At 62.9% G+C, this 25,431-nt stretch carries 26 protein-coding genes; 8 read left to right on the plus strand and 18 right to left on the minus strand.

Features of this window, described 5'->3' with window-relative positions:
- Positions 1–8 precede the first annotated feature (8 nt).
- From CO670_RS17115 to CO670_RS17150, 8 genes are all read right to left on the minus strand, one after another.
- The gene (locus CO670_RS17115) at positions 9–1,628 is read right to left on the minus strand and encodes a hypothetical protein (RefSeq protein WP_097591415.1); all 1,620 of its coding nucleotides are present in this window, start codon (positions 1,626–1,628) and stop codon (positions 9–11) included.
- A 562-nt stretch (positions 1,629–2,190) separates the two neighbouring features.
- Positions 2,191–2,619 (minus strand): hypothetical protein, encoded by a 429-nt coding sequence (locus tag CO670_RS17120; protein WP_097591333.1) that lies wholly within the window; start codon positions 2,617–2,619, stop codon positions 2,191–2,193.
- A 6-nt stretch (positions 2,620–2,625) separates the two neighbouring features.
- Entirely contained in the window at positions 2,626–3,030 is a 405-nt protein-coding gene (locus tag CO670_RS17125) for a Bbp16 family capsid cement protein (protein WP_097591334.1), read from the minus strand.
- A gap of 81 nt (positions 3,031–3,111) precedes the next feature.
- Positions 3,112–4,131 (minus strand): major capsid protein, encoded by a 1,020-nt coding sequence (locus tag CO670_RS17130; RefSeq protein WP_097591335.1) that lies wholly within the window; start codon positions 4,129–4,131, stop codon positions 3,112–3,114.
- A gap of 6 nt (positions 4,132–4,137) precedes the next feature.
- A complete protein-coding gene (locus tag CO670_RS17135) occupies positions 4,138–4,854 on the minus strand; it encodes a hypothetical protein (RefSeq protein WP_245425851.1) in 717 nt (238 codons plus the stop codon).
- A complete protein-coding gene (locus CO670_RS17140) occupies positions 4,838–5,179 on the minus strand; it encodes a hypothetical protein (protein ID WP_097591337.1) in 342 nt (113 codons plus the stop codon). The genes CO670_RS17135 and CO670_RS17140 overlap by 17 nt, the downstream gene beginning before the upstream one ends.
- Entirely contained in the window at positions 5,179–6,867 is a 1,689-nt protein-coding gene (locus tag CO670_RS17145; protein WP_097591338.1) for a portal protein, read from the minus strand. Before CO670_RS17145 ends, CO670_RS17140 begins: the two co-directional genes overlap by 1 nt.
- 296 nt (positions 6,868–7,163) lie before the next feature.
- Positions 7,164–7,376, minus strand: coding sequence for a hypothetical protein (locus CO670_RS17150; protein WP_088687745.1), 213 nt, complete (start codon positions 7,374–7,376; stop codon positions 7,164–7,166).
- 693 nt (positions 7,377–8,069) lie between these two features.
- On the opposite strand from CO670_RS17150, the gene CO670_RS17155 reads away from it, so the two are divergent.
- Positions 8,070–8,339, plus strand: a complete 270-nt coding sequence (locus tag CO670_RS17155; protein WP_097591339.1) for a hypothetical protein — start codon at positions 8,070–8,072, stop codon at positions 8,337–8,339.
- Between the two features lie 258 nt (positions 8,340–8,597).
- On the opposite strand, the gene CO670_RS17160 is transcribed toward CO670_RS17155, so the two are convergent.
- The 4 genes from CO670_RS17160 to CO670_RS17180 all read right to left on the minus strand — a co-directional run bounded on the left by CO670_RS17160 (position 8,598) and on the right by CO670_RS17180 (position 13,336).
- The gene (locus tag CO670_RS17160) at positions 8,598–10,430 is read right to left on the minus strand and encodes an AAA family ATPase (protein ID WP_097591340.1); all 1,833 of its coding nucleotides are present in this window, start codon (positions 10,428–10,430) and stop codon (positions 8,598–8,600) included.
- 124 nt (positions 10,431–10,554) lie between these two features.
- Positions 10,555–10,812 carry a hypothetical protein gene (locus CO670_RS17165; protein ID WP_097591341.1) on the minus strand — a complete coding sequence of 86 codons (258 nt, stop codon included), beginning with the start codon at positions 10,810–10,812 and terminating at the stop codon, positions 10,555–10,557.
- Positions 10,813–11,310: 498 nt separating this feature from the next.
- A complete protein-coding gene (locus CO670_RS32980; protein WP_245425854.1) occupies positions 11,311–12,801 on the minus strand; it encodes a terminase in 1,491 nt (496 codons plus the stop codon).
- A gap of 1 nt (position 12,802) precedes the next feature.
- Positions 12,803–13,336, minus strand: coding sequence for a terminase small subunit (locus CO670_RS17180; RefSeq protein ID WP_097591343.1), 534 nt, complete (start codon positions 13,334–13,336; stop codon positions 12,803–12,805).
- A gap of 173 nt (positions 13,337–13,509) precedes the next feature.
- Here CO670_RS17180 and CO670_RS17185 point away from each other — a divergent pair, with 173 nt between their 5' ends.
- Positions 13,510–14,643: an acyltransferase gene (locus tag CO670_RS17185; RefSeq protein WP_097591344.1), complete on the plus strand. Its 1,134-nt coding sequence runs from the start codon at positions 13,510–13,512 to the stop codon at positions 14,641–14,643.
- A gap of 213 nt (positions 14,644–14,856) precedes the next feature.
- Positions 14,857–15,885: an acyltransferase gene (locus tag CO670_RS17190; RefSeq protein WP_097591345.1), complete on the plus strand. Its 1,029-nt coding sequence runs from the start codon at positions 14,857–14,859 to the stop codon at positions 15,883–15,885.
- A gap of 95 nt (positions 15,886–15,980) precedes the next feature.
- Here CO670_RS17190 and CO670_RS32985 read toward each other — a convergent pair whose 3' ends face one another.
- On the minus strand, positions 15,981–16,961 hold the full coding sequence (locus CO670_RS32985) for a hypothetical protein (protein WP_176538960.1): 981 nt from the start codon (positions 16,959–16,961) through the stop codon (positions 15,981–15,983).
- A gap of 205 nt (positions 16,962–17,166) precedes the next feature.
- On the opposite strand from CO670_RS32985, the gene CO670_RS17205 reads away from it, so the two are divergent.
- Complete coding sequence (locus CO670_RS17205; protein WP_097591347.1) at positions 17,167–17,664, plus strand: BA14K family protein; 498 nt, start codon at positions 17,167–17,169, stop codon at positions 17,662–17,664.
- A 143-nt stretch (positions 17,665–17,807) separates the two neighbouring features.
- Here CO670_RS17205 and CO670_RS17210 read toward each other — a convergent pair whose 3' ends face one another.
- The 4 genes from CO670_RS17210 to CO670_RS17225 all read right to left on the minus strand — a co-directional run bounded on the left by CO670_RS17210 (position 17,808) and on the right by CO670_RS17225 (position 21,860).
- Positions 17,808–18,737, minus strand: a complete 930-nt coding sequence (locus tag CO670_RS17210; RefSeq protein ID WP_245425856.1) for a DUF3313 domain-containing protein — start codon at positions 18,735–18,737, stop codon at positions 17,808–17,810.
- A gap of 42 nt (positions 18,738–18,779) precedes the next feature.
- Positions 18,780–20,126 (minus strand): HAMP domain-containing sensor histidine kinase, encoded by a 1,347-nt coding sequence (locus CO670_RS17215; RefSeq protein WP_176538968.1) that lies wholly within the window; start codon positions 20,124–20,126, stop codon positions 18,780–18,782.
- Positions 20,126–20,797 carry a response regulator transcription factor gene (locus tag CO670_RS17220; RefSeq protein WP_097591349.1) on the minus strand — a complete coding sequence of 224 codons (672 nt, stop codon included), beginning with the start codon at positions 20,795–20,797 and terminating at the stop codon, positions 20,126–20,128. The genes CO670_RS17215 and CO670_RS17220 overlap by 1 nt, the downstream gene beginning before the upstream one ends.
- Before the next feature lie 541 nt (positions 20,798–21,338).
- Positions 21,339–21,860, minus strand: a complete 522-nt coding sequence (locus CO670_RS17225) for a helix-turn-helix domain-containing protein (protein ID WP_097591350.1) — start codon at positions 21,858–21,860, stop codon at positions 21,339–21,341.
- 89 nt (positions 21,861–21,949) lie between these two features.
- Between CO670_RS17225 and CO670_RS17230 the strand changes: the two genes are divergently transcribed.
- From CO670_RS17230 to CO670_RS17240, 3 genes are all read left to right on the plus strand, one after another.
- A complete protein-coding gene (locus CO670_RS17230) occupies positions 21,950–22,591 on the plus strand; it encodes a dihydrofolate reductase family protein (RefSeq protein WP_097591417.1) in 642 nt (213 codons plus the stop codon).
- Positions 22,592–22,778: 187 nt separating this feature from the next.
- Positions 22,779–22,982 (plus strand): hypothetical protein, encoded by a 204-nt coding sequence (locus CO670_RS17235; protein WP_097591418.1) that lies wholly within the window; start codon positions 22,779–22,781, stop codon positions 22,980–22,982.
- A 271-nt stretch (positions 22,983–23,253) separates the two neighbouring features.
- Positions 23,254–24,066 (plus strand): hypothetical protein, encoded by an 813-nt coding sequence (locus CO670_RS17240; protein WP_097591351.1) that lies wholly within the window; start codon positions 23,254–23,256, stop codon positions 24,064–24,066.
- A gap of 36 nt (positions 24,067–24,102) precedes the next feature.
- On the opposite strand, the gene CO670_RS17245 is transcribed toward CO670_RS17240, so the two are convergent.
- Positions 24,103–24,435 carry a helix-turn-helix domain-containing protein gene (locus tag CO670_RS17245; RefSeq protein ID WP_176538962.1) on the minus strand — a complete coding sequence of 111 codons (333 nt, stop codon included), beginning with the start codon at positions 24,433–24,435 and terminating at the stop codon, positions 24,103–24,105.
- Positions 24,436–24,526: 91 nt separating this feature from the next.
- On the opposite strand from CO670_RS17245, the gene CO670_RS17250 reads away from it, so the two are divergent.
- On the plus strand, positions 24,527–25,387 hold the full coding sequence (locus tag CO670_RS17250) for an NAD(P)H-binding protein (RefSeq protein ID WP_097591352.1): 861 nt from the start codon (positions 24,527–24,529) through the stop codon (positions 25,385–25,387).
- Positions 25,388–25,431: the final 44 nt, after the last annotated feature.

The raw sequence follows: 25,431 nt of genomic DNA on the forward strand, positions 1-25,431 counted from the left end.
CTCCTGACTCACGCCGGATAGAATTTCATCTTCTCCGACTGAGGGATGCGGCTCACGGTCCTGAGGATGGTGTAGAGCAGCGGATGAACGTGCGTTGTGGTGCCGGTGCCGGAGTCAAGGTTCATGGCCTTGCCATAGAGGGTGGCGTTGTCCTGCACGTTCGTCGCGAAGATCTCCAGCACCTTGTAGTTCGATGTGCCGTCGCCGTTGACGACCTCGCTGAGGACGGTCCGCCCGGCCCAGAGACCCGGCTGATATTCGAAGATGACCACAGCGCCGCGGGGTATCCCCGACGGCATCTTGATCGTGTCCCAGGTCGTCACCCCGTCCTGATTTCCCGGATGGCCGATCACCTTGCCGAGCGGAAACATCTCGGATGCCGGTGCCTTGGATGGATCTGCATCGGTCGTGAAGGCACCGAACACGTCGATAACCCTTGCATAGCGGGAGGACGCCTTGATGGCGTCGTTGACGGCCTTGAGGGTGCCGCTCACACCGTTCCAGAGAATGGGGACGCTGTAGGCAGCCGCCGTTCGGCCGCCATCCGTTGACGTCATGGTCGGCCAGAGGGTCAAACCGACCACGTGCGTACCGGCGCCATATCTGGTCTTCACGCGGTCGATGAGGCCGAACTTGAAATTCGCCCAGGTGCTTGCCGTGGCATTGTTGTCGTTGCGTCCCGACTGGTCGAAGACGAAGGTCCAGGGATTGAGGCCGCCATTATAGGTGTTCTTGACGATGTCGATCAGTCCCCAGCGCAGCGTCGCGATCGTGCTGCCCGAGCCCGTCAGCTCCAGCTGCGATTTCGCGCCCGGCACGCCCATGATGAGCGGCATGGTTTCGCCCCAGACCGGATCGGGCACGTCGAGCCAACGGCGCCAGACGCCCATATTGCCGCGCGCATCCGCCGATGCGGCGATCTCCTGGCGCTCGACGAGGCTGTCGGAAAGCACGAGCGGCACCGGCCGTCCATCCCATCCCTTGGCGAAGATCAGCGCCGGGCCATAGGCCAGCGGCTGCGAGTTGCTGACATTGCCCACCGTATTGTAGAAACCGTCGGGGTCCCGGTCCGGCGTGCTCGGCGCATCGGCGGCCGCCAGCGCCCGCACGGATGCCAGGTCGCCCGCCGCCCAATATTTCTCGCCGCGATGACGCTGAACGCGGTAGCCGCCGATATAAGTGTTGCCGACCGTGCCGTGCCAGACCGTGCGGATGCCAAAGATAGACCGCCTCGGCAAAGCTGCCGGCAGCATCACCTGCCCCCAGACGATGCCGGTCGCCGCCGTCGCCGTCGCAGCGGCAAGCCCGCCGAACAGCACCGGATATTCGCTGCCGTCCGGATGCAGGAAGAACACTTCGTCGATCAGCATATCCGCGTTCGGATTGATGGTCTCCTGCGGCGAGTTGTTGCCCTGCTGGACACCGAAGCCGACGAAGGGGATCAGGAAGCTGTTCGTGGGGTAGTCGGGAGACCCGAAGTAAAGTTCCGAAGCCTGATAATTGAGGCCAGCCGCATAAGTCTGCGTAAAGCCGCCCGGCCACTCCACCCGGGTCGCCGCCGGCATGTAGCGGTTCGTATCGGCGATCCAGGGCGGATGCCCGCTGCCGTTGACCGGGACGACCGGCATCCCGTTATAGAGCGTGCGCCCGTCGGGAATGATCACCACGCCGATGACAACCTGCTCGTTGTAGATGACTTCGCTGCCGGAGAGCACGCTGACGCCGAGCACCCGCCGGCCCTCGGTAAACAGCACGCCGCTCTCGGCCTCACGAATACCCACCACGCGCTGCCCATTGTGCAGCACCGTTCCATCGGGAACGATATGCACGCCGACCACACGCTGCTCATTGAAAATCTCGGCCATGGGAATGTTTCTTCTTTGGAGTGCGGAAGGAAGAGCAACGCGCCCTCCCGGATTGTTGACGAATTTCGCCCGACGCGTGCCCCTCATCCGCCTGCCGGCACCTTCTCCCCGCGCGCGGGGCGAAGGAGGATCGTCGCGACCTCTCCGTCCCGCGTACGCTTTCGCAGGGCACGTCCCCTCGCCCCGTTTACGGGGAGAGGGTTAGGGTGAGGGGCAGTCATCGGCACGAACCGGACAGCCCTAGACAAGCCAGAGAATGACGAAAGAGAAGTAGACGGCTGTAGCTACAGTCAGAGGGAGAGCTTGCGCCCTCCCCGTCAGTATTTCACCCGGCAGGCACGACCCAATCGGGCTGCTGCAGACCAAGAGCCTCCTGCAGACCATTCCCCGACACGGCAGCCTCTGTCGGCGCATTGCCGCTCGACCCCGCTGCCCGCCGCTCCACCTCCGCCGAGATCACGCCGTCCGCCTCCTTGACATTCGGCGCCGGCTCGCCGGAGATCGCCTTCGCCAGCGCCTTGCGTTCGGCCACGCTCAGGCCCTGCCAGTCCTCAGGGATTTCGGCCGCGCCGTCACCCTCACCGCTTTTCGGCCTGACGATCCAGGCGCCGCCTGCCCCCTGCGGGGCAAGCCTTGCCCATTTCGGCCGCCTTTCCTCGTCGTTCCAGAGCGCGTCGGACACGACGAAGGCGGCGCCGATGTCGCGCAGCTCCCCGTCGAAATAGCCCCTTTCATTTGCGATCACCGTCACCATGGCCGGTTACTCCGAAGCCGCGACCACGCCGGCGGTGATCTTGCCTGATGTCGGCGCCGTTCCCGTCACATCGTAGAACAGGCGGAAGAAGCGCTCGTCGGCGTCGCGCGGGATCACGTCGATGTTGAGCCGCTTGCCGAGCGCGAGGTCGGCGAGCGCAAGTGCGCCGGTGGTGCCGACCTGCTTCGGCGTGGCGAAGGCCTCGTTGTCGTCGACCTGCACCTTCACCTCGAGTGAGGTCAGGTTGTTGAACGCCTCGACCACCTGGATCGAAAACGGGATCTTCTTGCCCTTGCCGATGTTGCGCACCGTGCCGGTGGCGATCGGGCCGAGATTGATCACATTGGTGCTGGCCGCATCGGCGGTCACTGCCTGCGCGTCGGAAAGCAGGCTCTGCTTGTCGAAAATCATCTGAAATGCCTCTCGGATCTCTATGTCTTGGGAGGTTTGCCCGCCGCCATCGGCGACGGGCCTGAGCCGATCAGGCCGCCGTTACACCGCGGCCGGCACTGCCGCCTCGGTGTTGAGGATGGCGTCGGTCTCGCGGATCGGAATGCCGCGATAGGCCCGGACTTCCTTGCCCTCGACGGTCATGTGCGTCAGGCCGGTATAGTTCGGGTTGGCCGCCAGCAGGCTTCGGTCGCTCGACTGCACGTCGAGGATTTCGAGCACGTCGCGGTTCATGTAGATCGCGATGCGGCTGGCGACGCCGTCGCGGCGGCGCGACTGCAGGCGGTAATAGGCCTTGCGCATCAGCGCCCAGAGATCGACGCTGCCGGCGAGCATGTTGGAGACGTCGATATTGGCGACGCGGGCGTTGTAGCGCCAGTCCTTCACGAACATGCCGACATGCCAGCACCAGTAGTCTTCCTTGCGGAAATAGGGCTGGCCGCTTTCGTCGAGCACGCGCTGCTCGCCCTTGTCCTCGTGGCTGACGCCGGCCTTGGTGCCCTTGGGATAGATCAGCGAGCTTGCGTGGTCGCCCCAGGTGACGAACCAGATCGAGGTATTGTCGCTGCCCGTGCCGCCGCCGTTCACGACCTGGTTGGCGATCGTGCCGCGCGTGTCGGAATAGCTGCTGTAGCGGGCGGACAAGCCCTTGAACTTCTCCGGCGTCGTCTCGGTATTGTGGTAGAAGATGCCGGTCGCCACCTCCTGGTTCATCGCCTCCATGAAGGGTGCGGCCGAAGTCAGCCGCTCCTTGGCCGGGTCGGGCGCGAGTTTCAGGAGGCGCACGTCGACGCCGGACATGGCCTCGACGAAGCCGGTGGTGTCGTCGACCTGCTGCATGGTCGCCTTGGACTGCGGAACGCCCTGGTAGAGGCGGCCCCAGGCGACGGACGGCAGGCCGGTGCGGATCATGTGGCGGTGGGAGGCGCCCATGTTGCATTCGGTCGCGACCGCGTCGTCCAGAATGGGGTTCTGCTGGGACAACAGTTCGACAACCGAGCCCTCCGTCGAGCCCTTATGCATGTCGATCAGTTGAGGGAAGCTATTGCCGATTGTTGCCATGTCTCTTTAGCCTTTCGGTGCATCGTTCGGAAACAGAACATGCGCTGGATCGACGGGTCTGCCCGCTCCTCCGGCGCCGCCGGTGGCCGGGTCGTCTTCCTTGATCAACGCTCCGGCCTTCGCAAAAATACGAATAAGCTCCGGATGGTTGCCGCCACCACTCGCCTCCAGATATTCGCGCAGGGCGGGCGTTCCCATCGTGTTGACGAAGCGGCGGCTGTCGCGCACGGTCCCGTCCCACTTGCGCCCGCCGATCTCGGCATCGGCCTTCGCGTCGTCGGCCCATTTCGAAACCGTCTCACCCCAGACCTTGCCGCGCGTCTCGGCGCGCGCCGCCTGGATGGCGATGAAGCGGTCGGCAAGTTTCTGCGCCTCGCTGTTGGTCAGCCCCAGCTCGCGGAAATCGGGGCCGAGCGCTGCGAGCAGCTCCTCGTCCACGGCGATGCCGTCGGGCATGGTAAGCGTATACTTGCCGTCCTCCGGCACCGTGTCGGCCTCGTCGGGCGCGGTCTCGCCGCCCTCCTCGACCTTCCCAAGCGCCGCCGCCTCATCGGATTTGACCGGATTGGCCTGACGGTCATGAGCCGGCTCATGGATTCCCTCCTCGCCCTGCGGCGCATCATCGGGGAAGAGAATATTCTCGGGCTCCGCGCCGCCGCTGCCGGCGCCTTCGGCGCTCCAGGCAATGGTTGGCTGGCCGATGCGCTCATGCGTCGACATCATCGTCTTCACTCCTCATGTTGGTGGCGACCTCGCGGTCGATGGCTTTGATGGTGGCGATCTCGAGCAGCAGGCTGGGGTAGAAGCGCTGGTCGACCTCGTCGAGCATGGCGATCAGCTTGCGCCCCGCCCCTTGCAGGCCGAGCGTGTAATGCGTCGCGCTCACCGCCTCGCCGGCAAAGGCCTCGCGATAGATCGCGCATTGCTCCAGCATCCAGAACAGCACGCGCTTGCCCGAAGGCAGCGAGAAAACCTCGCGGAAGGCGGCGGCAAGCGCTTCGCGCTCATGGCGCTCGGCAGGATTGAGATGTTCGTCGAGCCCGCCCATCAGCCGAGCCCCAGCTGCTGCAGAAGGGCCGCCCCGTTCGGGTTCTCACCGGCGCTTGCAAGCACGGCAGCCGCATCCGCGCCGGATTTCGCCGCCGGCGCCATTTTGGCGGCCATCTCGGCATTTTCGGCCATCTGCTGCTTCTGGGCCCGCGCATCGCGCAGTTGCGCCACCTCGTCGTCGGGCACGACAACCGAGGGCGGCACGCCGAGATAGTCGAAATAGAGATCGACCGCCTCGTCGGCATCGACCTTGTCGAGCACCTCGGGTTTGACGGCCGAAACCTGGCCGAGGAAGGCGAAGCCGCGCTCGATGCTGCCGGTCGCCACCGCCTTCTGCGCCTGGGCGAGGATCGAGATATATTCGATCTTCAGCTCCTGGTTCTGCAATTCCCTGGGCGGCGGCGGCAGCTCGCGCCGCCGGTTGAGGATCTGGTAGGTCCGGTCGATCGTCGGCTCCAGCTGCGCGCCGTAGATATTCTCCAGCACCGGCCCGAGCGCGAGCAGCTTCTCTTCCTTGCGTTCGGCGATCTCGAACTGGTTGCGCGGCTGGATGCCCTCCATCTGCGACAGCATCAGGAAGAGATCGGCATAAAAGGCCTGGCGGATGCGCTCCTGCGTCTCGCGAATGTCGCTCGCAAGCTCGGAAAGCCTGAGCTGGATCTCCATCGCCGGCCGGAAGCCGCGCCCGTTCGGATCGTCGACATAGGTGATCTTGCCCGGCAGCAGCGAAGCCGGATTGTTGCGCATCGAGGTCGGCCCGGTCATCGGCGGGCGCACCAGCTTATCGATCGCCTCCAGCTTGCGCTGCTGTTCCAGCTGCAGCATGGAAATATCGCCGAGCGCGATCTGGCCGGGCGAAGTCGCATAATTGTCGTCGCCGGCAATCTCCCAGGCCGGGCCGATCAGCGGGTTCTCGTCGAAACCGCTTTCCTCCAGCAGCCGCTTGTCGCCCGTCTGCTCCTCCCAATAGTTGGAAAGGAACGGCTTGTTGCGTCTGTCGATCCTGTCGGGATCGCGCGAAAGCCGGGGCTCGACCGCATGGCAGATCGTCAGCATCTCGTCATAGCGGCCATTGTCGTAGAAATTCTTCACCGTCTGGCTGACATTGTCGTAGCCGAAGCGCGAAACGATGCGCTGCACCGACCAGCGGAACCGCCGGTAAAGCGTCGTCACCCTGCCGTTCTCGTCGCGCGAGATCCAGAAGCTGCCATGCAGCAATTGCTGCAGCCGCACCACCTTGTCGCTGTCTTCGGAAAGAATGCCGACCGACTGCCCAAACTGCCCGAGATCGCCGTAGCCGGTGTGAAAGGCATTGTAGATGTTGGAGGATTGGAACACCTCCCGCAACCGCTGCTCGACGGCCGCCAGATATTCTTTGACCGGCGCGAAGTCCTTGAGATCCGGATCATAGGTCGTCAGCCGGAACCACGGCCGCGCCGGCGAGGTGATGCCGGAATGCATGCCGGATTTCAGCGTCCGGTGCGCGAAGGTGCCGGTGCTGTCGATGATCTTGGCGCGGCTCACCGCACCCTCGTCCTTCTCGATCAGCCTCAGCCGCGTCGGCTCGATATAGTCCGAAAGCTGCCGCCACACATTCTCCCACGGCTGCCGAATCCGCTTCAGCTCCTCCATCCGCCGCCGGTGATAGGTGATCTGGCTCTCATGATCAGGTGCGTTGTCGCTCATGCTTATGTCATCTCCATCCGCGCAGCGAAGCTGCGTTGGTGCCATCCGTGCGGCCAAGTCCGCGTTGGTGTTCATCCGCGCGGCAAAACCGCGTTGGGCACGTCCCCTCTCCCCGTCAGAACGGGGAGAGGGTTAGGGTGAGGGGCATCCGCCCGCCACAAACCGAACAACTATCAGCTGCCCCTGGAGCATCTGCCGACGGCACCGCAGATCCTCGGCACAATGCCGAGGATGACGCCAAAGGAGAACGCGGAGGCCCGCGCAAACCTTGCGCACGAGCGCCGATCCGCCCCGCCTCACTGCCCAAGCAGCGTCTTCTTCTCGGTCGGCGCCGTCGTCGTGACGCCCCCCGGCGACGTCAGGATCGTATCGGGCCGTGACCGCACCCGATCCTCGGTCCGCCGCGCCACCGCGGTGCGAACCGCAGCCCCATCCGGCTGCTTCAACTGCGCCGGCTCCGGCGGAAGCGCCGGCGGATCAGGCTGGGAAGGCTTGGAAAACAGGCACATGGGAGATCATCCATCTAGCTCACGGGAAATATCGCCCCGAAAGAGGGAAGAGCGCGGCAAGGCCGGAAGGCAGCAAGGGAGAGTGCGTGTCCGCCCCTGCCCTGCACACTGCTCTTCCCTCCACCCGGGAGGGCTAAATCCATGTCTACGTCCCAGATGGTTGCCGCGACGAACACCCTCGCGACGAGCTAACAGCCACCGCCAGAGCCACGTCATCTGCCTTTCGCTCGCCGCTCAAGGCGTTCGTCGTTGATGCTCCTCACCCTCCTCATCTGCCCTAACGGGCATCTTCTCCCCGCTGGGGCGAAGAGGGAGCAAGCCGCACCGCCGTCGTCCGCAAGCCAATGCATAAAGGCAACCGAGCGGCTGCCGCGATTCCGCTTCTCCCCAGCGGGGAGAAGATGCCGGCAGGCAGATGAGGGGGCCACACGGCACACCACCCATTGCTCTTCGCTTCCTACGCAACAGAAGCGAACGGCAACAATCTCGCCCATCCTTAAGAACTGAGAGGCACCGAGCCGCCGCCCTCCCTCCGACCGTCCTGAGGTGCCCCGCAGGGGCCTCGAAGGACGAGGCCGGCCACCACCTCTCCTCCGGCAACCCCGATGGCAAGGCGGTTCATCGGCCAGATCCTTGTTTCTCAGGCATTATCGCGCTATATGAATGGCTTAGAGAGTTCCGCGGCTTGGAAAGATGTCGATTGTTGCAGTAAAGGTTCTGTCGACTGTCAACGCCCCTTATGGGACGACGCTTTCGGCTGAGCAGTTGGCGTCCAAGATCTCCGATCCTGCCAGCGCCGAAGCTTTCGATCCTTCGGCATTCTCCTTCTACTCGGAGGTGGACGAGGATCTTCAGAATTCGTTTCTGAACGAAATGCACATCGATCAGAAGATCGCTTCCGACGTGGCACGGAAATTCTCCGCACTTGCCGGTTACACGCTGCCTTTGGCACGGGCGTCCTAATTGATCAACGACACGGCCAGCCGATGGGGCGAGCTGTTCGATCAGGCCGCAACATCATAGATCTGGGTGCTGCTGGGCCTCAAAGAACGAGATCGGCCACCAACGTGCAAGGTCCGCTTCGCGCCAAAAGCAGTCATCATCTTAAAGTGCAGACCCTTGGAAACGAGTATCCGGCAACCGCCATCATCCTGAATGCCAGAATGCGCGATTTCTCCAAACTTTCTGTTGACCCTTATTGCCGTTGTTATTTGCGCGATTTCACGCAGGCTTGGTCGCGGTTTCCTCGATCTTGAACGCGCCGTTGATCGCCTTGAAGAGCTTTTCCGCCGAAGCCGTGGTGCCCTTGGGCAAGTCGGAGAGCTTCGACCAGCTGTCAAACTGCTTGAGCATCTCGGTCAGCACCAACTTCTTGTCGAGCGTCCTTCCATGGCGAGTTTTCAAAACCGTCTCGACCCGCTTCGAGATGAGCGTCGTTCCGTCGACGGGCAAGTCTTCGGTTCGAATTGCCACCCCGTAGGCTCTGTTTACGCACTCCCTAAAGAAGTCGTCAGGGAACAGGTCCTCTATGGCGACATCCGTCTTCTTGATGCCTGCGGCCTCGCGTAACGTGAGGACCCGGAACTCGTAGCCATCTGAGGCGGCCAGTTCCTTGAGGTCCATCTCCGAAATCTTCTTCTTCGCCACGAGGCCGGCTTCGTCGCTATCAAGCAATACGCCAGCGTCCCATCTCTGACCGATCGCGAAAGCCGCATACATCGGCGCTCTCGTCGATGTCGCGGCCGGCCATAGATAGACTTGATCGGACAGGCTAGTTTTGCCGCCGTTCCGCAGGAGTCCCGAAAGCTTGTTCAGGATGAGCGCGTCCGTTCCTCCCTCGACGATCAGAACCCTCCGGCTTCCAAGCATTCCGGACAAGTCCGGTGTCAACCCCAAGGACGCCTCGATCACGGCCATGGGGGCGGCCTGACTACTCACGACGCCATGGTTGACCGCGACATGGTTGTCCTTCGTCTCGATGATCCTGACGCGCTCGGGATTTGCCTGATCGACCATGGACGCCAGGTGCGTCGTGTAAAGGATGGTGTTCTTCTCCGAAAGATTATCGAAAACGCGCAGCAGGTCGCGTTGGCCGCTATAATGGAGATGCACGCCAGGCTCCTCGAGGAGAAGGATGCAGTTTTCGAACTCGCCGTCGCTGGCGTGTGTAAATTTCCAAGCGAACGAGACGTACCACCTGAACCCGGTCGATCTTCGGTAGAGGCGGACGGGGAAACCGATAGCCTCGTCCTCGGCGAAGATGTTCAATGTCGGACCATCGATGTCGATGTCGAACTTGACCTTCTTCTGGGTCCAAAGGCGTTGGAACTGCTGCGTGAGGTAAGCGGAGGCAGCCCGCTTATCGAACTGACGAATTGTTCGACCGTCCGCCGTCTCCCCTTTCTCGACAAAGTCATCGATGTCGATCTGGGCCAGATCGAGCACGATGAGAATGGTCTGGTCCTCTATGGACAACTGATGTCGGTTCTCACGCCCCGCGCGGTCCCACCTTTGTCTGAGCTGGTCAAGCTCGACCTGGTTTCCCGAGAAGTTGTAGTCCTGGATCAAAACGAATTTTGGCAGGTTCGCCCGACCCCACGCGCTCACCTTCTTAGGATCAAGCCCCTGCTTCTCGGCTTCATGAATGTAGCAGCCTGTGCCATAACCGTAGTGTCGGGACGCATAGAGGTTCAGGGACTCTGGCAATTTGACCGCGGCGGGGGTCACTGTCGCCTCGGCACCATCCGCCGCATCTATCGTGGTCCGCGCCGACTTGAAAAGGGAAGCTATCTCTTCTGAGCCGAGGACGAAGTACGCTTGGCAAACAATCTTGCCGCGCGCATCCTTCCTGCCCTTCCAGTCATCGACGGGCCAGTCTTCTGCATCGTCGTACGTTGCCCCATCCACGTAGGGATTTAGGCAGTAAAGAGCTTCGAACAGGTTGCTCTTACCCGCTTCGTTCTGCCCCACGAACGCGGTGACGTCCGTCGTGTTGATCCAACCGGAGTCCAGGACATTACGGTAATTCGTGACCTTGAATTTAGTCAACCTCATGATGGCCTCGCCGAAAAATAGTGGGACGGCAATCTATTATCATGTCAGACCGATTCCAACAGCTTGAAGCTGAAAGATCAATGGACGACACGGTCAGTAAAACAGACGGCTCGGGAGCGGCGCTTTATCCCACGCATACAGTATTGGTCGGAAATGATTTCGTGCGGGACTTCAAATCGGTTTGAGTTTTGAAAATCGCAACAGGCAAAACGGTCTGGCGGCTCGAGGTAGAGACTATAAGGCACAACCCTTGGCGGGCCATCCCCTCGTTGTCGCGGATCATGCCGATGCAGGCCTCCGAACAGTACTGCTTGGCTGCTTCCAAAAGAATGAACTCGACACGCGAGCCGCCAAACACACCCTTGGACGCGGCATCAAGCATAATTTCATTCTCTTTCTTGCGGAAACGCTATGCAACACCCCCGCACGTCGCACGCTAACTTCAAGACGCGAACACGACTGATTTTCGCTCATTCCTATGGTTCTCCGCTAGTATAGTCCCGACATACCAGCTTAGCGGGAGTTTTGCGCTCCAGTCTGGGCTTGATGCATAGGAAATGTGCGCCGGCCGGACCCCGCGTTCATGTTTAATCGGATGAAGCAGTCACCTTAACTATCCATCTTCGTGGATCGGCCGTCACGAACGTTTCGCTAGCTGATGTCCGCAATGGGCCGAAAGCAGACGTGGTGGCAGTTGCTACCTAGTACTGCTCATCTGCCGTGACAGCAGATGGGGAGCGACGATAGGAGCGAACGCTGAGCATAAGCGAACGGCATATACTCTCGATCTCAAAAGAGATGAGAAGAGCCAAGCCCCCCTCTCCGCCCTCATCCTGAGGCGCCCCGCAGGGGCCTCGAAGGACGAGGCCGGCCCCCCCCCTCACCCCAGCGGACTATACTCCACCTCCACATCCACCCCATTCCCGCTCCGCACGCCCCTCTCCCGCCTCACCACCGGCTCCGCAAAGGTCAGCGCCAGCGCATCCCCCCGGTTCGGCGAAGGCAGGCCCCGCGCCTTCATGTCCTCCTTGCTCTCCAGCTGGATCTTCCCATCCAGCCGCGCCACCGTCTCCGGCCCGACGAGATCCTGGTAGAGCGCCTCATCCTGCGGATCGATCGCCCCGCCCGCCTTGATCCAGCGTTTCTGCATGCCCCACATCTCGGCGCGCTTGTTGAGAAAACCGGCATCGAGCGGCTTGCCCGAAAACCAGATCAGCCGCCAGGAGCGGCCCATCACCTCGCCGGCACTGACGATGCCGGTGCCGTAGCCAGCGTCGACGAACACCGCGTCGGCCTGGTGCTCCTCCTCCAGCCGGGCGATCAGCGCCGCCACCTCGACATCGTTGTCGTTTCTCGCAAGCGAGGCGAGGCTCTTCGAATAGAGCCCCTGGCGCAGCATGATCTCCAGCGTGTCGTCGCCGGTCCAGGCCGGATCGACGCCGAGGATGACGGGCGCGAAGGCATATTGCTCGCGGCGGAGATGGCGCGCACGCGCCTGGTCGACATCGTCTGCTGATATGAACTGCATGGCTGACTGGCTCGGAAACTGTCCGCGAACGCGGATCTTGAAGAAATCGCTGTCTTCGCCGTGATCCTCCTGCCACTGGCGGATCTTGGCCTTGTTGGTGCCCTCCACCGTGCGGCTGTCGATCTGGCGTGTCACCCAGCGGTGACGATAGCGGCGAAAACACTCGCGAAAGCGGCCGGAATTGCGCGTCGGATTGCCGAAGACGATCCAGATGATCACCGTGTTCTCGTCGGTCAGCGCGCCCTCGGCCACCTCCCACACCTTATCGTGGATCTTCGAAGCCTCGTCGAATTCCAGCACGATGATCTTGCCCTGATTATGCAGCCCGGCGAAGGCCTCGGTATTGTTGACCGACCAGGGCACGAAATCCTGCCGCCACTTGTCCGAGGCCGCCTTGTCCCGGGCGCGGATCGAGGTCGCCTGCACGTCGAACCAATGCGCTGTTATGGAGGAGCGGAACCATTTGCCGATCTCCGGCGCCGTCTTGGTGCGCATCTGCGTATCGGTATTCGCCGTCGTCACCAGCATCGCCTCGTTCCAGCAGGACATCGCCCAATTGGAGAGCATGCCCATGCAGGCCGATTTGCCGATGCCGTGGCCTGATGCCACCGCGATCTGCAGCGGCTGAAACCGCGTGGCGGGATCGGCGAGGTGATCGCGAACGGCCGAAAAAATATCCCGCTGCCAGGCCCGCGGCCCGGCATGCCCCTCGAGCGCCCCCACACCCCAGTCCCAGGCGCTGAGGCTCCAGGCGAGCGGATCGAACTGGCAATCGCTCGCCAACTCGATAATTCCCTCGTTCGGATCGGCCTTGCGCCCCACCCTTCCAGCATCACCCGCCATCTCAGCCCTCCGCCCCGCCATCGCCTGATTTGCGCGCCTTGGCGCGCGCCAGCCTCTCGCTCAGCGCCTCCAGCCCCTTGATCTCCAGCCGATCGTGATAGAGCGCGTGGTGGCGCGCCAGCATGTCGAGCGCCTTCAGCCGGTCGGCCCGCTTGATCTTCGCCACATGCACCACGTCGCCCTTGGCCTTGGCCGAGGTATTGAACTCCAGCCCGGCAACCGCCGCCGCCGTCCTGTCGTCCCACTCCGAGGGCGCCTTCAGCGCCCCCTCCTCGTCGAACACATCGCGCACATCGCCGAAAGCAATGTCGGCGATCGCCGCAAGCACCCGCTCGGCGCTGATCTCCAGCCGCTCCATCTGCGCAGCCAGCGCTTTGTCGATCGCGCCGCGAACCACCTCGTTCGCCATCAACCGCCAGCTATTCTTGCGTGCTAAATTTTCACTATAGCCCGCCCGCACCGCCGCCTGCGTCGCGTTCAGGTCTTTCAGATATTCCGCCACGAACAGCCGCTGCTTCGCCGTCAGTCTCGCCATGGATGATCACGCCCCCGATGAGGCGCAATCATAGAAACCGGATGGTTGGGAACAAAAATCGAGCGCGGCCACATCGGCTCGTTGCAGATAATTGTCGAATACTGTCGCAAAGTTGTTGATGCGACACCGCAAATCTTGCTATCCCCTCTGCCATAAACGAAAGGGTTGCAAATATGAGTCCTTCTCGTGCGGGCGGTCGTATCGAATGCCTCGATGGCTTGCGTGGTCTCGCCGCCCTCTGGGTCCTGATCGGACACGCCCATATTCTCACCGGCTTCAAGCTGCCGCTGATCGGCGATCCCGAACTGGGCGTGGATCTCTTCATCATGCTCTCGGGCTTCCTGATGGTCTTCCACTATCAGCGCCGACGCGGCAGGGAACCATGGGAGGCAACGAGCACGTGGACCACCTTCTGGATTCGCCGCTATTTCCGGATTGCGCCCCTCTATTACGTGATGCTCGTCGCCGCATTGACGCTCGGCCCGCTCATCTACGAAGCCCGAATGGTGATCGACGCCTATAACGGCGTGCAGCCGCAGCTTGCGAGCCGATATCTCGACAGCAGCCTGTCGAATTATCTCGCGCATTTTTCCTTCCTGTTCGGCCTCAGCCGCGCCTATTCCTTCAGGACGGCGCTTCCCGATTGGAGCATCGGGCTCGAAATGCAGTTCTACGCGGCGCTGCCGTTTATCATGATCATCGTCGGCCGCGTCGGCTGGATCAAGGGCATCACCGGCGTTGCGGCGCTCGGCGCCCTGACAACGTATGTGTGCCACAAGGTCGGATACACGTTTCTGATGCCGACATTCCTGCCGCTCAAGATGCATGTCTTCGCAGCCGGCATGCTGCTCGCAGGCGCCCTATGGACGAATGAGAAGCGCGCCTATCTGTTCGCGGGCTTTGCCGGTTATCTCGTCATCGCCCCGATCGGCGGCGAGATGGACTGGCTCCATCAGATCACCAGGCTCGTCCTGGTCCTGACCTTCTTCGCGCTCATTCATACGGAGCGCCTGCCGGCGGCCGCGGCCCGGATAGCCGCACCCGTCAGCAGCTGGCTCGGCAACCGCTTCTTCCATAATCTCGGCGAGCTTTCCTTCGGCGCCTATCTCATCCACCTGCTGATCATGCAGCCGGTCGTCGCCTATCTCATTGGCGCCGTCGATGTGACCAACCCCGTTCGCTGGGCTCTCACGCTGCTGATCACGATGCCGGTCGTCTATGCGCTCGCCTGGCTCGGCTATACCTTCATCGAAATGCCCGGCCAGAACATCGGCAAGGCGCTCACCAAACCGCGAGCCCGAGCTTAAAAGCCGCGTCGGCCGCGGCCCGCTTCCCCGTCGCGGCCTGGAAAATGCCCCTCGAAGCCGGCACTACGCCAACGGCTGGATTCGGCCCTGCCACGCCGCGCACCTTGGCCTGCGCTCGATTCCCGCATCGCCTCAACAACAACCGGAAATACCTTGCACCTGCCTTTGCTTCATCTTATCAATTCGGGACAAGATGAAGTATAGAGGCAGCTTATGCGTGAGCCTCAACTGGATGGATTGCGGGCGATAGCACTTCTATCGGTGTTCTATTCTCATTTCTGGGAGGAGAACTCTGACCTGGGCCATATCGGCGTCCGTTTCTTCTTTGTCCTGAGCGGCTTCCTCATCACCAACATTCTGCTCGCGGCCAAAGAGCGGGACGACCGCGCGACGGCTATCATCGCATTCTTCATCCGAAGAGCCGCCAGGATCTGGCCGCCCTACTATCTGCTGCTCGCATTTTGCGGCTTGGCGGCCGGCGCCTTGCAGCTGCGGATGATGCACCAGTCCCTGCCCTGGCACGCCTTGTTCCTCTCCAACATCTGGTATGCCTCGCACGGACCGGAACCTTGGGCGCTGCGGCATCTCTGGACGCTTGCCGTGGAGGAGCAATTCTACCTGATCTGGCCCTTCGTGGTCCTGGCGTTGCCGGCCCGGTATTTCCTGAAACTCTGCGGTGCGCTGATTTTAGCCGTGGTGCCTTACAGGATAATCGCCCTTGCCATGGGCGAGGTCGAGCTCGGCCTCGCCCTTCCCTTCGATTCCGTCGACGCACTGGCGGCCGGCGCCGCCTTATCCTTCCTGTCGGCGAAGGGATGGAGCGCGCCCCGCTGGCTCGTCTCCTTGTCGATGCCGATCGGTCTGGCAGGGCTGGTGACGCTCACCGCCTTCGAAACCGGAGATTTCTTCGAATGGATTGTCATCGAGACCGCGCTGCTTCTGCCGCTGACCCTCATCGTGGCCCTCGCCTCGAAGGGCCGGTGCCTCGCCATCCTGGCAAACAGACTATTGAGCGGCCTCGGCCGGATCAGCTACGGCGCCTATCTCTATCATCTGCCGGTCTGGGCCGTTCTCCTGGCCCTCAGCGAACGTTTCGCCGTGATAGACGTCTCACGCGGCCCCTTGACGACGGCCATCGCCGGATCGCTGTCGATCCTCATCGCCCTGGCATCGTGGCTGAGCTTGGAGCGCCCCGTAATGGCCTGGTCGAAGAAGCTGACGAGCCGCATGGCCCCGGCATGAACCAGGAGAGCCATGGCCATCCCGGCAGCCCCGGAAAACGCCATCGCCCCTCGTCATCCAAGGGGCGATGAACTCAGCAAAACCAGACGATAGGATCAGGGGCTCGTCGTCTCGCCGCTCGTGGCAGCCGTTTCGGTCGCATCCACGCCATCCGTGGCTTCAGTCGTTTCCGAAGTCTCGGTCGGCGTCGTTTCCACAGTCGTCGCAGGGTCTGTCGTCTCGGTACCATCAGCCGTCTCGCCGGTCGGAGTCTCGGTCGCCGGAGTCTCCGTGACAGGCGTCTCGGTCGTCGGGGTCTCCGCCACCGGTTCCTCCGTCACCGGAGCCGCTGCCGCCAGCGCGTCCCTCATCTGGTCGATCGTGCCGACGGCCGTGCCGATGCCGAGCGTGTCCTTCGCCCAGCCGAGAGCTTCGGGGCTGAGCGTGCCGGTCTTGGTCGCCGAAGCCAGCGCTGCCATCAGGGCGGCATCGCCGAGAACGGGATCGTCAGCCGGCGGCGCGACGCCATTGGCGAGTTCGTACTGGGCGTAGGCGGTGGCATAGGCCGAGAGCGCCGCCATCTTGGGATCTGCGGTATTCATCAGCGCGTGATAGTTGCGCTTCAGCGAATTCAGCTTGGCAAGCTCCGCCGCAGGCTTCTTCGAAGGCTTGGTCGCCGGCGCCGTGGCAAGGGTCGTCTTCTTGGCTGCGCCCTTGGTGCTGACGGTCTGCTTGGCCGATTTCGTCTTGCCGGTATTGCCGGTCTGGGCGAATTTGCCCGAGCTTTTCGCACTGCCGCTGTTGGTCTTGCCGCTGGAGCTGCTCTTTCCGCCGCTGCTCTTGCTGCTGCCGCCGCCATGGCTGCCGCTGTTGCCGCTGCCGCCGCCATGGCTGCCTCCGCCGCCGCCGTTACCGCCGCCTCCGCCTCCGCCACCGCCGCCGCCACCGTTACCACCACCACCGCCGCCGTTACCACCACCGCCACCATTGCCGCCCTTGGCGAAAGCGGGCGAGAGATCGGTGAAGATGATGTTGAGGGGCGCCAGCGCCACAGTCGTGGAGAGACAGAGAACGCCGAGAATTCTGGAGAGCCGCATGGTAGTCCTTCCGATGGGCAGAAAATGCCGTTACACCGGAATTATTGAAGCAGCCGCCCTATAAAGATCTCATTGAGCATCTTCTTTCAATTTGAACTTTCCGTCGAATATTCCGCCATGCAGTGCCTCATTGTTCCCAAAATGAAACTAAATCCCTTCCGCTGCGTTATCCCCTCGATACATCCGTTTGCCCAAGGTGAGTGACATGAAAAGATTCGCCATCATTGCCCTGTCGATAGCGACGGCCTTCTCCGGAATGCCGGCATCGGCAGGCCCTGCCTTTGTGCCGAGTCCGGTACAACAGGCGGCGCAGCCGGCGCCCGGAGGCAGCGATGCCCGGATCATGCAGGTCGGCTGCAATAACTTCACGAACTGCCCAGGCCAGTTCAACAACGGCCGCAGGTGGTATCCGAGACGCCACTATTATCGTGACCGCAGCTACTATCGCGACCGCGATTATTACAGGGACGATCGTTACGGCCGCTATAACCGTCGCTATCGCCATCACGATAATACCGGCGCCATCATCGGCGGCCTGGCAGCCGGCGCCCTCATCGGCGGCATCATCGCCTCGCAGCCCCGCGCCTACAGCTCGCGCGGCTATAGCTCGCATGCCGAATATTGCTACGCCCGCTACCGGTCGTACCGCGCCTACGACAACACCTACCAGCCGAACTACGGCCCACGCCGCCAGTGCCGGTAATCCAGTCCCTGGCAACGCAGCAAGCCCCGCATGAAGGTGCGGGGCTTTTTGCTGTCGAACCGAATGCAAGAGACGGACGGAGCAAGACATCCCTGCTCCGTCCGTCCCGTCAGCCCAGCCTCGGGGTGGGGCTGAGCATTCCGTCAATAGGCGGCCGGCTTCGGCTTCTTCTCCGTCCATTGCGGCGGCGCGCCGTATTTGGCGGCGACGGCGCCGGCCAGCCCGGGCTCGCGGCCGAAGGCATCGCAGGCGACGTATTTCGGCTTGCCGCCGAGCCAGGATTTCATCCGCTGGCGCGAGGGAAGCGAGAGATCCAGCCCCTTCGGCTCCTTGCCCGCAATCAGCATGCGCGAGAATTCGCCGCTGAACTTGGAAGCCAGGCCGTAGGCATCGCCCACCTCGGAAACGCGCGGATTGTTCTGCAGCGAGTTCGCCCCGCGCGCCCAGACCATCGCCGCCCGCTGCGCGCCCGACTTGTCGACCGCCTCGGCTTCCACCGCCAGTCCGCCGAGCCCGACCGGCAGGCGCGGCACGCCGACCGGCAGGGCAAGGCCCGTGCCGACGGTGACGACCGTGGAAACGCCGGCCATCGTCTTGTTGGTCGGCACGATGTCGGTGACCATCGAGCGGATCGTCAGATCAGCGCTCTCCCCCGCCGCCACCATTTGATATCTGTCGCTCAGGGAGATGCAGAGCGCCCGGTCGAGCGCATTGGCGACCATCGCCCGGTCATCCGGCGATTTGATGCGGCTCGCCGCAGCGAAGCCGAAGCGTGTCGGCTCGATCGCCACCGTCTTGATCGGGGCGAGACTGAGGCCATCGACATAGACGCGCGATTTCGAAAGCTTGCCCTTCGGCGCGCCGAGATTGGAATAGGTGGAGAGCGTCCCGCTCTCCTTCAGCGGTACCGAGCTGCACCCGGCCGCAGCCGCGGCGAGCGCCAGCGGCAATGCGAGAGACACCGCTTTCGAAGCCTTTGAAAAAGATGAAATAAAAGGATTGCTGCGCACTCTCTCTGGCCTCCGTCGCCGATAATGTGCGGGGAAAGTGGCGGTGAAGAATTGCCGCAGCATTACATCGTTTCCGGCAGCATCAGCCGCCGCAAACAACCGGCGTCATCCGAGTTGGATCGCCACCTCGGTGCCGGCCGCAGCGCTTTCGATGCGGACCTCGCCGCCATGGTTCAAGGCGATCTGCTTGACGAGGCTGAGGCCGAGCCCGGCTCCCGTGCTCTTCGGCGTGACGCGGTAGAAGGGTTCGAACACCAGCTCCCGGTGCTCGGCCGGAATGCCCGGCCCTTCGTCGGCCACGCCGATCCGCCCGCCGCCGAAAGCCGACACGGAGACCGTGATCATGCCCCTGTTGCCGCCGTGGTCGATGGCGTTGCGCACCAGATTGCTGACGGCCCGCGGCAGCGCCGAAGGGCTGCCCTTGCGTTTCAGGCTCTCGATCTCACTCTGGAACGAGATCTGGTAGCCGGCGCCGATGGCGAGCGGCGCAAGATCGGCCACCACGCTGCGGGCGATCTCGACGAGATCAACGGTCTCCTGGAGATCGCTCGCCTGGTCGTTGCGCTCGAAATCGAGCAGCTGTTCGGCCGTCTCGGCCAGGCGCGCGACATCGTCGAGCAGCCGCCTGCGGTCCTGCCCCTCCGCCGTCCCGTCGATCCGGGTCTGCATGATCGCGATCGGCGTCCTGAGCTCATGCGCCGCATCGATCAGGAAGTGCTGCCGCTTGCGGAATTCGTTTTCCAGCCGGCCGAGCGCCTCGTTGAAGGCGATCACCAGCGGCGCGACCTCCCTCGGAATGCCGTCCAGCGGCAGGCGCGCATCGTAGCGGCGCGGCTCGATCTCCGAGGCTTTGCGGGCAACCTCGCTGACGCTGGCAAGGCCCCGCCCGACGATCCTCGGAACGGCGAGAAAGACCGCGGGCAAGGCAATGGCGAGCAGCGGCACATAGATCGGATAGACGGCGCCCATCAGCGTAATCACCGGCCAGCCCTTGTCGGCGACGCCGCCGAACAGAACCCTGAGTTCGCCGATCGCGGTCTCCACGCTTTCCACCGAAGCGATCTCGTCCGTGCCCACCGATCCCCTGATATCGGCCCCTTCGAACAGATAGGTCAGACGCGCAAGCTCGGCATAGACTGGAGGAACGGTGCCGTAGGAGACGAAAGACCCGTTCGTCGTCGCCGCGACATACCAGAGCCCGTCATATTGCCGCTTGAGCGCCTCGAGCTCCGGCGTATCCTTTATCTCAAGCCGTCCTTCGGCATCGAGCGCCGCGGCCGGAGCCAGCGCCGCGGTAATATGATCCTCCAGCGCAACATTCGGAGAGAGGATCGTCGCGCCATAGAAGCAGAGCCCGATAGTGACGGCCGTCACCACGCCGACGAAGACCAGGCTGAGCTGCCAGCTGAGCCGCCACCAGAGCGACGGATTGGTGTTTTCTGCCCCGCCCATCATTCTTCCTTCATGAGATAGCCGACGCCGCGGATATTGTGGATCGAGACCTCGGCACCCGCATCGGAAAGCCGCTTGCGCAGCCGCGATATATGGGCGTCGAGGGCGTTCGACTGGATTTCTTCTTCGTAGTTGTAAACGGCCGCCTCCAGCGTCGAGCGCAGCACCGTCTTCTCCTTGCGCCTGGCAAGTGCGGCCAGCACCAGAAGCTCGCGCCGCGGCAGGTCGAGCGGTGTGTCGCCGACGGTGACGCTCAAATGCAGGGGGTCGATCACCATCCGCCCGGCGGTGATCTTCAGCTCGGAAAGGCTCGGCGGCCGCCGCAGCACGGCCCTGAGCCGCGCCATCAGCTCCTCCACGAGGAACGGCTTGCCGAGATAATCGTCGGCGCCGAGATCGAGCCCTTCCACCCGCTCCTTCGGCTCGTTCAGCGCCGTCAGCACGATGATCGGCGTATCCTTGCCCGTGCGCCTCAGCTCCGGAATGAAGCGCAGCCCCTCGCCGTCGGGCAGGCGCCGGTCGAGCAGGATCGCGTCATAGGGGTTCTGCCGCGTCAGCTCCACGGCATCGGCAAGATGCGCCGTGTGATCGGTCACGATCCCATGCTTGCCGAGCGCAGCAGTCAGCGCCTCGGCCAGCTCCTTCTCATCCTCAATCAGCAGAATCCGCATCGCCCAACCAACCCTTGCGCCCCTGTTTCGGCCGCAAGGGTTGCAGCAACATTGCGGAACTTGAAAGGCAGCCGGTCATGCTCCCGCAATTGTTCCATCGGAGGATCGGGCACCACAATTTAGGACCTCGACATGATCCATTTCAAATCCATCCTCCGCCTCCTGGAGACCTACCTCCTCTCCGCCTTCATCCTCGCCAGCCTGCTGGCCGGGCCGCTGATTATTCTGTTCGTGCGGTAGCAACCCAAGGAAACGACAGCTGAACGTTGATCGTAATTGTCTTTTCCGGCCGGCGAAGGTGGAAGTAACGGCATGCCGAGCGGCCCCCTCATCCGACCCTCCGGGCCACCTCTCCCCGCTGGGGAGAAGGGGAAGTAAGGCCTGCGCACGGTGCCAAACGACGCGTTTGTTCAAAGGCACTCTATCTAATGGAGCGCTGGCAAAGCGGCATTCTCCCTTCTCCCCAGCGGGGAGAAGGTGGCCCAAAGGGTCGGATGAGGGGGCCACACGGCACACCTTCCACCATCGTCCCTCGCCTACTTCACACTACCCCCACCGCCATCTTCCCCCGCACCTCCAGAAACGCCGCCGTCAGCCGCGCCAGCACCGGCGAGGTCACCGTCCCGTTCGCCCCGCCGACCGGATCGACGATGTGGATCTGCCGGAGATCCTCCATGAACTCCTCCCAAAGCGGCTGGCCGCCTTCTTCCAGAAGCTGCGCGCGAATGCTGAGATCCTCCGTCACCGGCAGGTGACGCCTGCCCCAGGCGCCGATCATGGCGAAGACGGGCACGAGCTGGATCGCCGGCTCCGTCAGGCTGTAGATCGCCTTCTGGGTGTGGCTCGGATCGTCCCGCTTGCTGATGAAGCCGAGCGAGAGCAGCCGCTTCAGCCGCGCCGCCAGAATGTTGGAAGCGATGCCCTCCTGCGAATTGTTGAGCAGGTCGCGGAAATGCCGGCGGTTGCCAAACATGATGTCGCGGATGATGATCAGGCTCCACCGGTCGCCCAGCACTTCCATCGTCAGGTTGATCGGGCAGCCGGACCGCAATTCCATACTCACGAGGTATCTCCTGTAAAAACCAGTTGCATTATAGGATCGCTTATGCGAGAAAACAACTAGTTTCAAATTGCAATCACATGGAGGAGAGCATGTCCAAGGTGCGCGTTGCGGGGTTTTCCGTTTCCGTGGATGGGTTCGGCGCCGGGCCGGAGCAAAGCCTGAATGATCCGCTCGGAAAGCGCGGGCCGGAAATGTTCCAATGGTTCTTTCACACCCGTACCTTCCGCGCCATGATGGGTAAGGACGATGGCTCGACCGGCGTCGATGAGGATTATGCGTCGGGCGCCATGGCCAATTTCGGCGCCTTCATCCTCGGGCGCAACATGTTCGGCCCGATCCGCGGCGAGTGGCCGGACGATGCCTGGAAGGGCTGGTGGGGCGCCAACCCGCCTTACCACGCGCCGACCTATATCCTGACCCATTACCCGCGCGAGCCGATCGTCATGGAGGGCGGCACCACCTTCCATTTCGTCACCTCAGGCATTCATGAGGCCCTCGACAAGGCAAGGGCGGCTGCCGGCGGCAAGGACGTCAAGATCGGCGGCGGCGTTGCAACCGTGCGCCAATATCTTCAGGCCGGCCTGATTGACGAGCTGCACTTCGCCCTCTCCCCCGTCGTGCTCGGCCAGGGCGAAGCGATGTTTGCGGGCATCGACCTCCCCGCCCTCGGCTTCAGCGTCCGCCAGCATGTGGCGAGCGAAAAAGCCACCCATATCGTGCTGGCGAAATAATCCCGTCGGGCCAGGGACGGGAAGCCCGCCGCGCCCCTTGCGCGAACTGTACAGAATCGAACCGTTCGAGCGCGCCTGTGGTCTTCTGGCGCAATCGGCGTAAGATGGCGAAGTCGGCCCATCAGATCATTCGGCGGGACCGCTTGAGAGTTCATACGTGCTCTTGCCGTTACCGGAGGGCATGAAATTGCTGCAATCACTCATTTCTCTCAATGACAGCGAGATCAATCTCGTCACTGACGCCGTTCAGCAATGGTGCAGCGAAAACAAGCATGACATCGACAGCGTCGAAGGCCGCCGCGCCATCACCATCGCCGTCGATCTCGTCCAGACCAACACCGCTCCCGAGCAGCTTCTGGCCGAACTGTCACGGCAGATGGACCAGCGGTAAAACCATCCGCGTCAGCAAGCTTCACCCGGAGACCCGCAGCGGCGTCAAAGCCACCTGCTGAGGTCATCCGCATGGGTCTCCGCTGCCCACGAGAGTCTCATCCCGCTCTCCGCCTTTTGGTCATTTCCCGCATAGCGATTAGCCTCGAAAGAGGCTGCGCTTGATGGCATTTGCGACACAACTCCGCAAACACGCAACAACTGCCACCCATCTTGCACATCCCCACACCCTCACCTAAGGCAATGCAACCTCCCTATCGCAAGGCCGCCCGGTGCTCCGCATTACCCTCCACGCTCTGATCGTCATCATCCTCACGCTGCTCACCCAGATCGGCGGCGTCGCTTATCTCCTCGCGCTGGCCGCCGCCCGCGCCATCGGCACGCGGCGCTTGCCCGCCAGGCTCGCGCTCTTCCTGCTGCTCTATGCCGGCGCCACCCTGGCCGCAAACTTCGCCGCGCCGGTCTTCGGCCGCGTTCCCCTCTCCTGCTTTGCCGGCGCTACGGACCGGCTCGTGGTCCGCTCGCCGATCTACTGCGCGCTCAACCGCAACTACGTCACCCCCGCCGTCCGCGATCTCGCCCAGGCCCTCGCCGCCCATATGGACCAGGCGTTCCCCGGCACCGTCACCATCGCGCTCGATGCGAATTTCCCGTTCATACAAGGCTTCCCGCTGCTGCCGCATCTCTCCCATGCCGACGGCAAGAAGCTCGACTTTGCCTTTTACTACAAGGATGCGGACGGTCGTTTCCTCAACGGCGCCACCCGCTCCCCGATCGGCTATTTTGCCTTCGAAGAGCCCGCCCCCGGCGATGAACTGCCCTGCGCCGGCCGCCACGACTGGCTCACCACCCGCTGGGATTTCGATGCGCTGCAGCCGCTCTTCCCAGCCTATCGCCTGGAGGAGCAGCGCACCGCAGCCGCCCTCGCCTGGCTGACGAGCGAAGGCGTGACGCGCTTCAACCTGCAGAAGATCTTCATCGAGCCGCACCTGAAAAACGATCTCGGCATCACCGATGCCCATGTCCGCTTCCAAGGCTGCCGCGCCGCTCGCCACGACGATCATATCCATATCCAGGTCGAGTGAGCCCGCCCGCCGCGTCGAGCAGACGGCGACGGGCGCTCAAAGCCGCACCAGCCTGTCGTCCGGAATGGATTTTCCCCAGGCGTTCATCGCATTCAGCACGTCGCTCAGCGATCTTCCCAGGTCCGTCAGCTCATAGACCACGCGCGGCGGCGTCTCGGCATAGGCCGTGCGCGTCACCAGCCCATGCGCTTCGAACCTGCGCAATCGGTGCGTCAGCGTATGGGCGCTGATCCCCGCCAGTGTTTCCCGCAGCTCGGTAAACCGTCTCGGTCCGTGCAGCAACTCGCGCACGAGCAGCGTTGCCCACGGGCCGTCGAGCAGCAGCAGGAAGCGCTCGACACCGCATTCCGGCAATTTATTTTCGCTCATGCCGATTTTCCTCCAATAGTGCATTTGACGTAACTGACCTCATTATTGCACCAACATTAATGCAATGTCTGCACTAATGAAAGGAAATGACATGTCTTACGTCATCCATGGCGCCGCCGGCGCACAGGGCGGGCCGCTCTTCAGGCGCTTGCTGGCCTCGGGCAAACCCGCTGTAGGCGCGGTGCGCAACACCGCGACGCTCGAAGGAAAGCCCGCCGTCGCGGTCGATAACGCCTCCGTCGAATCCCTGGTTTCCGCCTATCGCCATGCCGACGGCCTGTTCGTTCACCTGCCGGTGACAGCCGAGCCCGAGCGCGTGCGGCAGGCGAAAAGCATCGTCGAAGCCATCAACCTTGCCAGACCCGGTCGCGTGGTGATCTCGACCAGCGGATCGATCATCGACAGCCCCGGATCGGTCTTGCAGGCGCCTGACGACAGCGCCATCGCGATCCTGACCCGCGGCGTTCGCGAAAGCGGCGTTTCCCATGCGATTGTCGCGCCGCGGCTTTATCTGGAAAATCTCCTGCTTCCGCCGATATTCGAGGCGGTGAAAGCCGAAGGCATATTGCGCTACCCGCTAGGCGCCGATTTTGCCGTGTCGTGGAGTTCCCATCTGGATGTCGCCGAAGTCGCTGAACGGTTGCTTGTCGATCATTCGGTGAGCGGCCTCGTGGGCGTCGGGCAACGTCCCGGCCTCGATGGCGCGGCGCTGGCGCGGGGCTTCTCCCGCCATCTCAGCCGCCCGGTCGCCTTCGAAGCGCTGTCGCCCGAAAGCTTCGGGGACCTCCTCACTCCGCTGTTCGGGGCCGGCGCTGCCGCCGCCGTCGCCGGCCTCTATCGGGCTCTTGCCCAGGCGCCGGACAACGTCATTGCCGAAGAGACGAGCGCGCAGCGCCGCCTCGCAATGACGCCGCGCAGCGTTGAGCAGTGGCTGGCCGATATACTGAGCTGATCGGAAGGGCATGATGCCGGAAATGACCGCCATCAGGCGCCGGC

This window comes from Rhizobium sp. J15 (genome assembly GCF_002531825.1).
In the GTDB taxonomy this organism is placed as follows: domain Bacteria; phylum Pseudomonadota; class Alphaproteobacteria; order Rhizobiales; family Rhizobiaceae; genus Rhizobium.

What these genes read in the sequence shown, in the direction of transcription:
- CO670_RS32980 (WP_245425854.1), bottom strand. Translation starts at nt 12,801, where the DNA reads ATGGCGGGTGATGCTGGAAGGGTGGGGCGCAAGGCCGATCCGAACGAG.
- CO670_RS17155 (WP_097591339.1), top strand. Translation starts at nt 8,070, where the DNA reads ATGTCGATTGTTGCAGTAAAGGTTCTGTCGACTGTCAACGCCCCTTAT.
- CO670_RS17210 (WP_245425856.1), bottom strand. Translation starts at nt 18,737, where the DNA reads ATGCTGCGGCAATTCTTCACCGCCACTTTCCCCGCACATTATCGGCGA.
- CO670_RS17130 (WP_097591335.1), bottom strand. Translation starts at nt 4,131, where the DNA reads ATGGCAACAATCGGCAATAGCTTCCCTCAACTGATCGACATGCATAAG.
- CO670_RS32985 (WP_176538960.1), bottom strand. Translation starts at nt 16,961, where the DNA reads ATGCGGCTCTCCAGAATTCTCGGCGTTCTCTGTCTCTCCACGACTGTG.
- CO670_RS17185 (WP_097591344.1), top strand. Translation starts at nt 13,510, where the DNA reads ATGAGTCCTTCTCGTGCGGGCGGTCGTATCGAATGCCTCGATGGCTTG.
- CO670_RS17245 (WP_176538962.1), bottom strand. Translation starts at nt 24,435, where the DNA reads ATGAGCGAAAATAAATTGCCGGAATGCGGTGTCGAGCGCTTCCTGCTG.
- CO670_RS17205 (WP_097591347.1), top strand. Translation starts at nt 17,167, where the DNA reads ATGAAAAGATTCGCCATCATTGCCCTGTCGATAGCGACGGCCTTCTCC.
- CO670_RS17230 (WP_097591417.1), top strand. Translation starts at nt 21,950, where the DNA reads ATGTCCAAGGTGCGCGTTGCGGGGTTTTCCGTTTCCGTGGATGGGTTC.
- CO670_RS17125 (WP_097591334.1), bottom strand. Translation starts at nt 3,030, where the DNA reads ATGATTTTCGACAAGCAGAGCCTGCTTTCCGACGCGCAGGCAGTGACC.
- CO670_RS17215 (WP_176538968.1), bottom strand. Translation starts at nt 20,126, where the DNA reads ATGGGCGGGGCAGAAAACACCAATCCGTCGCTCTGGTGGCGGCTCAGC.
- CO670_RS17145 (WP_097591338.1), bottom strand. Translation starts at nt 6,867, where the DNA reads ATGAGCGACAACGCACCTGATCATGAGAGCCAGATCACCTATCACCGG.
- CO670_RS17135 (WP_245425851.1), bottom strand. Translation starts at nt 4,854, where the DNA reads ATGATGTCGACGCATGAGCGCATCGGCCAGCCAACCATTGCCTGGAGC.
- CO670_RS17115 (WP_097591415.1), bottom strand. Translation starts at nt 1,628, where the DNA reads ATGCCGGTCGTCCCGGTCAACGGCAGCGGGCATCCGCCCTGGATCGCC.
- CO670_RS17165 (WP_097591341.1), bottom strand. Translation starts at nt 10,812, where the DNA reads ATGCTTGATGCCGCGTCCAAGGGTGTGTTTGGCGGCTCGCGTGTCGAG.
- CO670_RS17160 (WP_097591340.1), bottom strand. Translation starts at nt 10,430, where the DNA reads ATGAGGTTGACTAAATTCAAGGTCACGAATTACCGTAATGTCCTGGAC.
- CO670_RS17120 (WP_097591333.1), bottom strand. Translation starts at nt 2,619, where the DNA reads ATGGTGACGGTGATCGCAAATGAAAGGGGCTATTTCGACGGGGAGCTG.
- CO670_RS17220 (WP_097591349.1), bottom strand. Translation starts at nt 20,797, where the DNA reads ATGCGGATTCTGCTGATTGAGGATGAGAAGGAGCTGGCCGAGGCGCTG.
- CO670_RS17250 (WP_097591352.1), top strand. Translation starts at nt 24,527, where the DNA reads ATGTCTTACGTCATCCATGGCGCCGCCGGCGCACAGGGCGGGCCGCTC.
- CO670_RS17150 (WP_088687745.1), bottom strand. Translation starts at nt 7,376, where the DNA reads ATGTGCCTGTTTTCCAAGCCTTCCCAGCCTGATCCGCCGGCGCTTCCG.
- CO670_RS17140 (WP_097591337.1), bottom strand. Translation starts at nt 5,179, where the DNA reads ATGGGCGGGCTCGACGAACATCTCAATCCTGCCGAGCGCCATGAGCGC.
- CO670_RS17190 (WP_097591345.1), top strand. Translation starts at nt 14,857, where the DNA reads ATGCGTGAGCCTCAACTGGATGGATTGCGGGCGATAGCACTTCTATCG.
- CO670_RS17180 (WP_097591343.1), bottom strand. Translation starts at nt 13,336, where the DNA reads ATGGCGAGACTGACGGCGAAGCAGCGGCTGTTCGTGGCGGAATATCTG.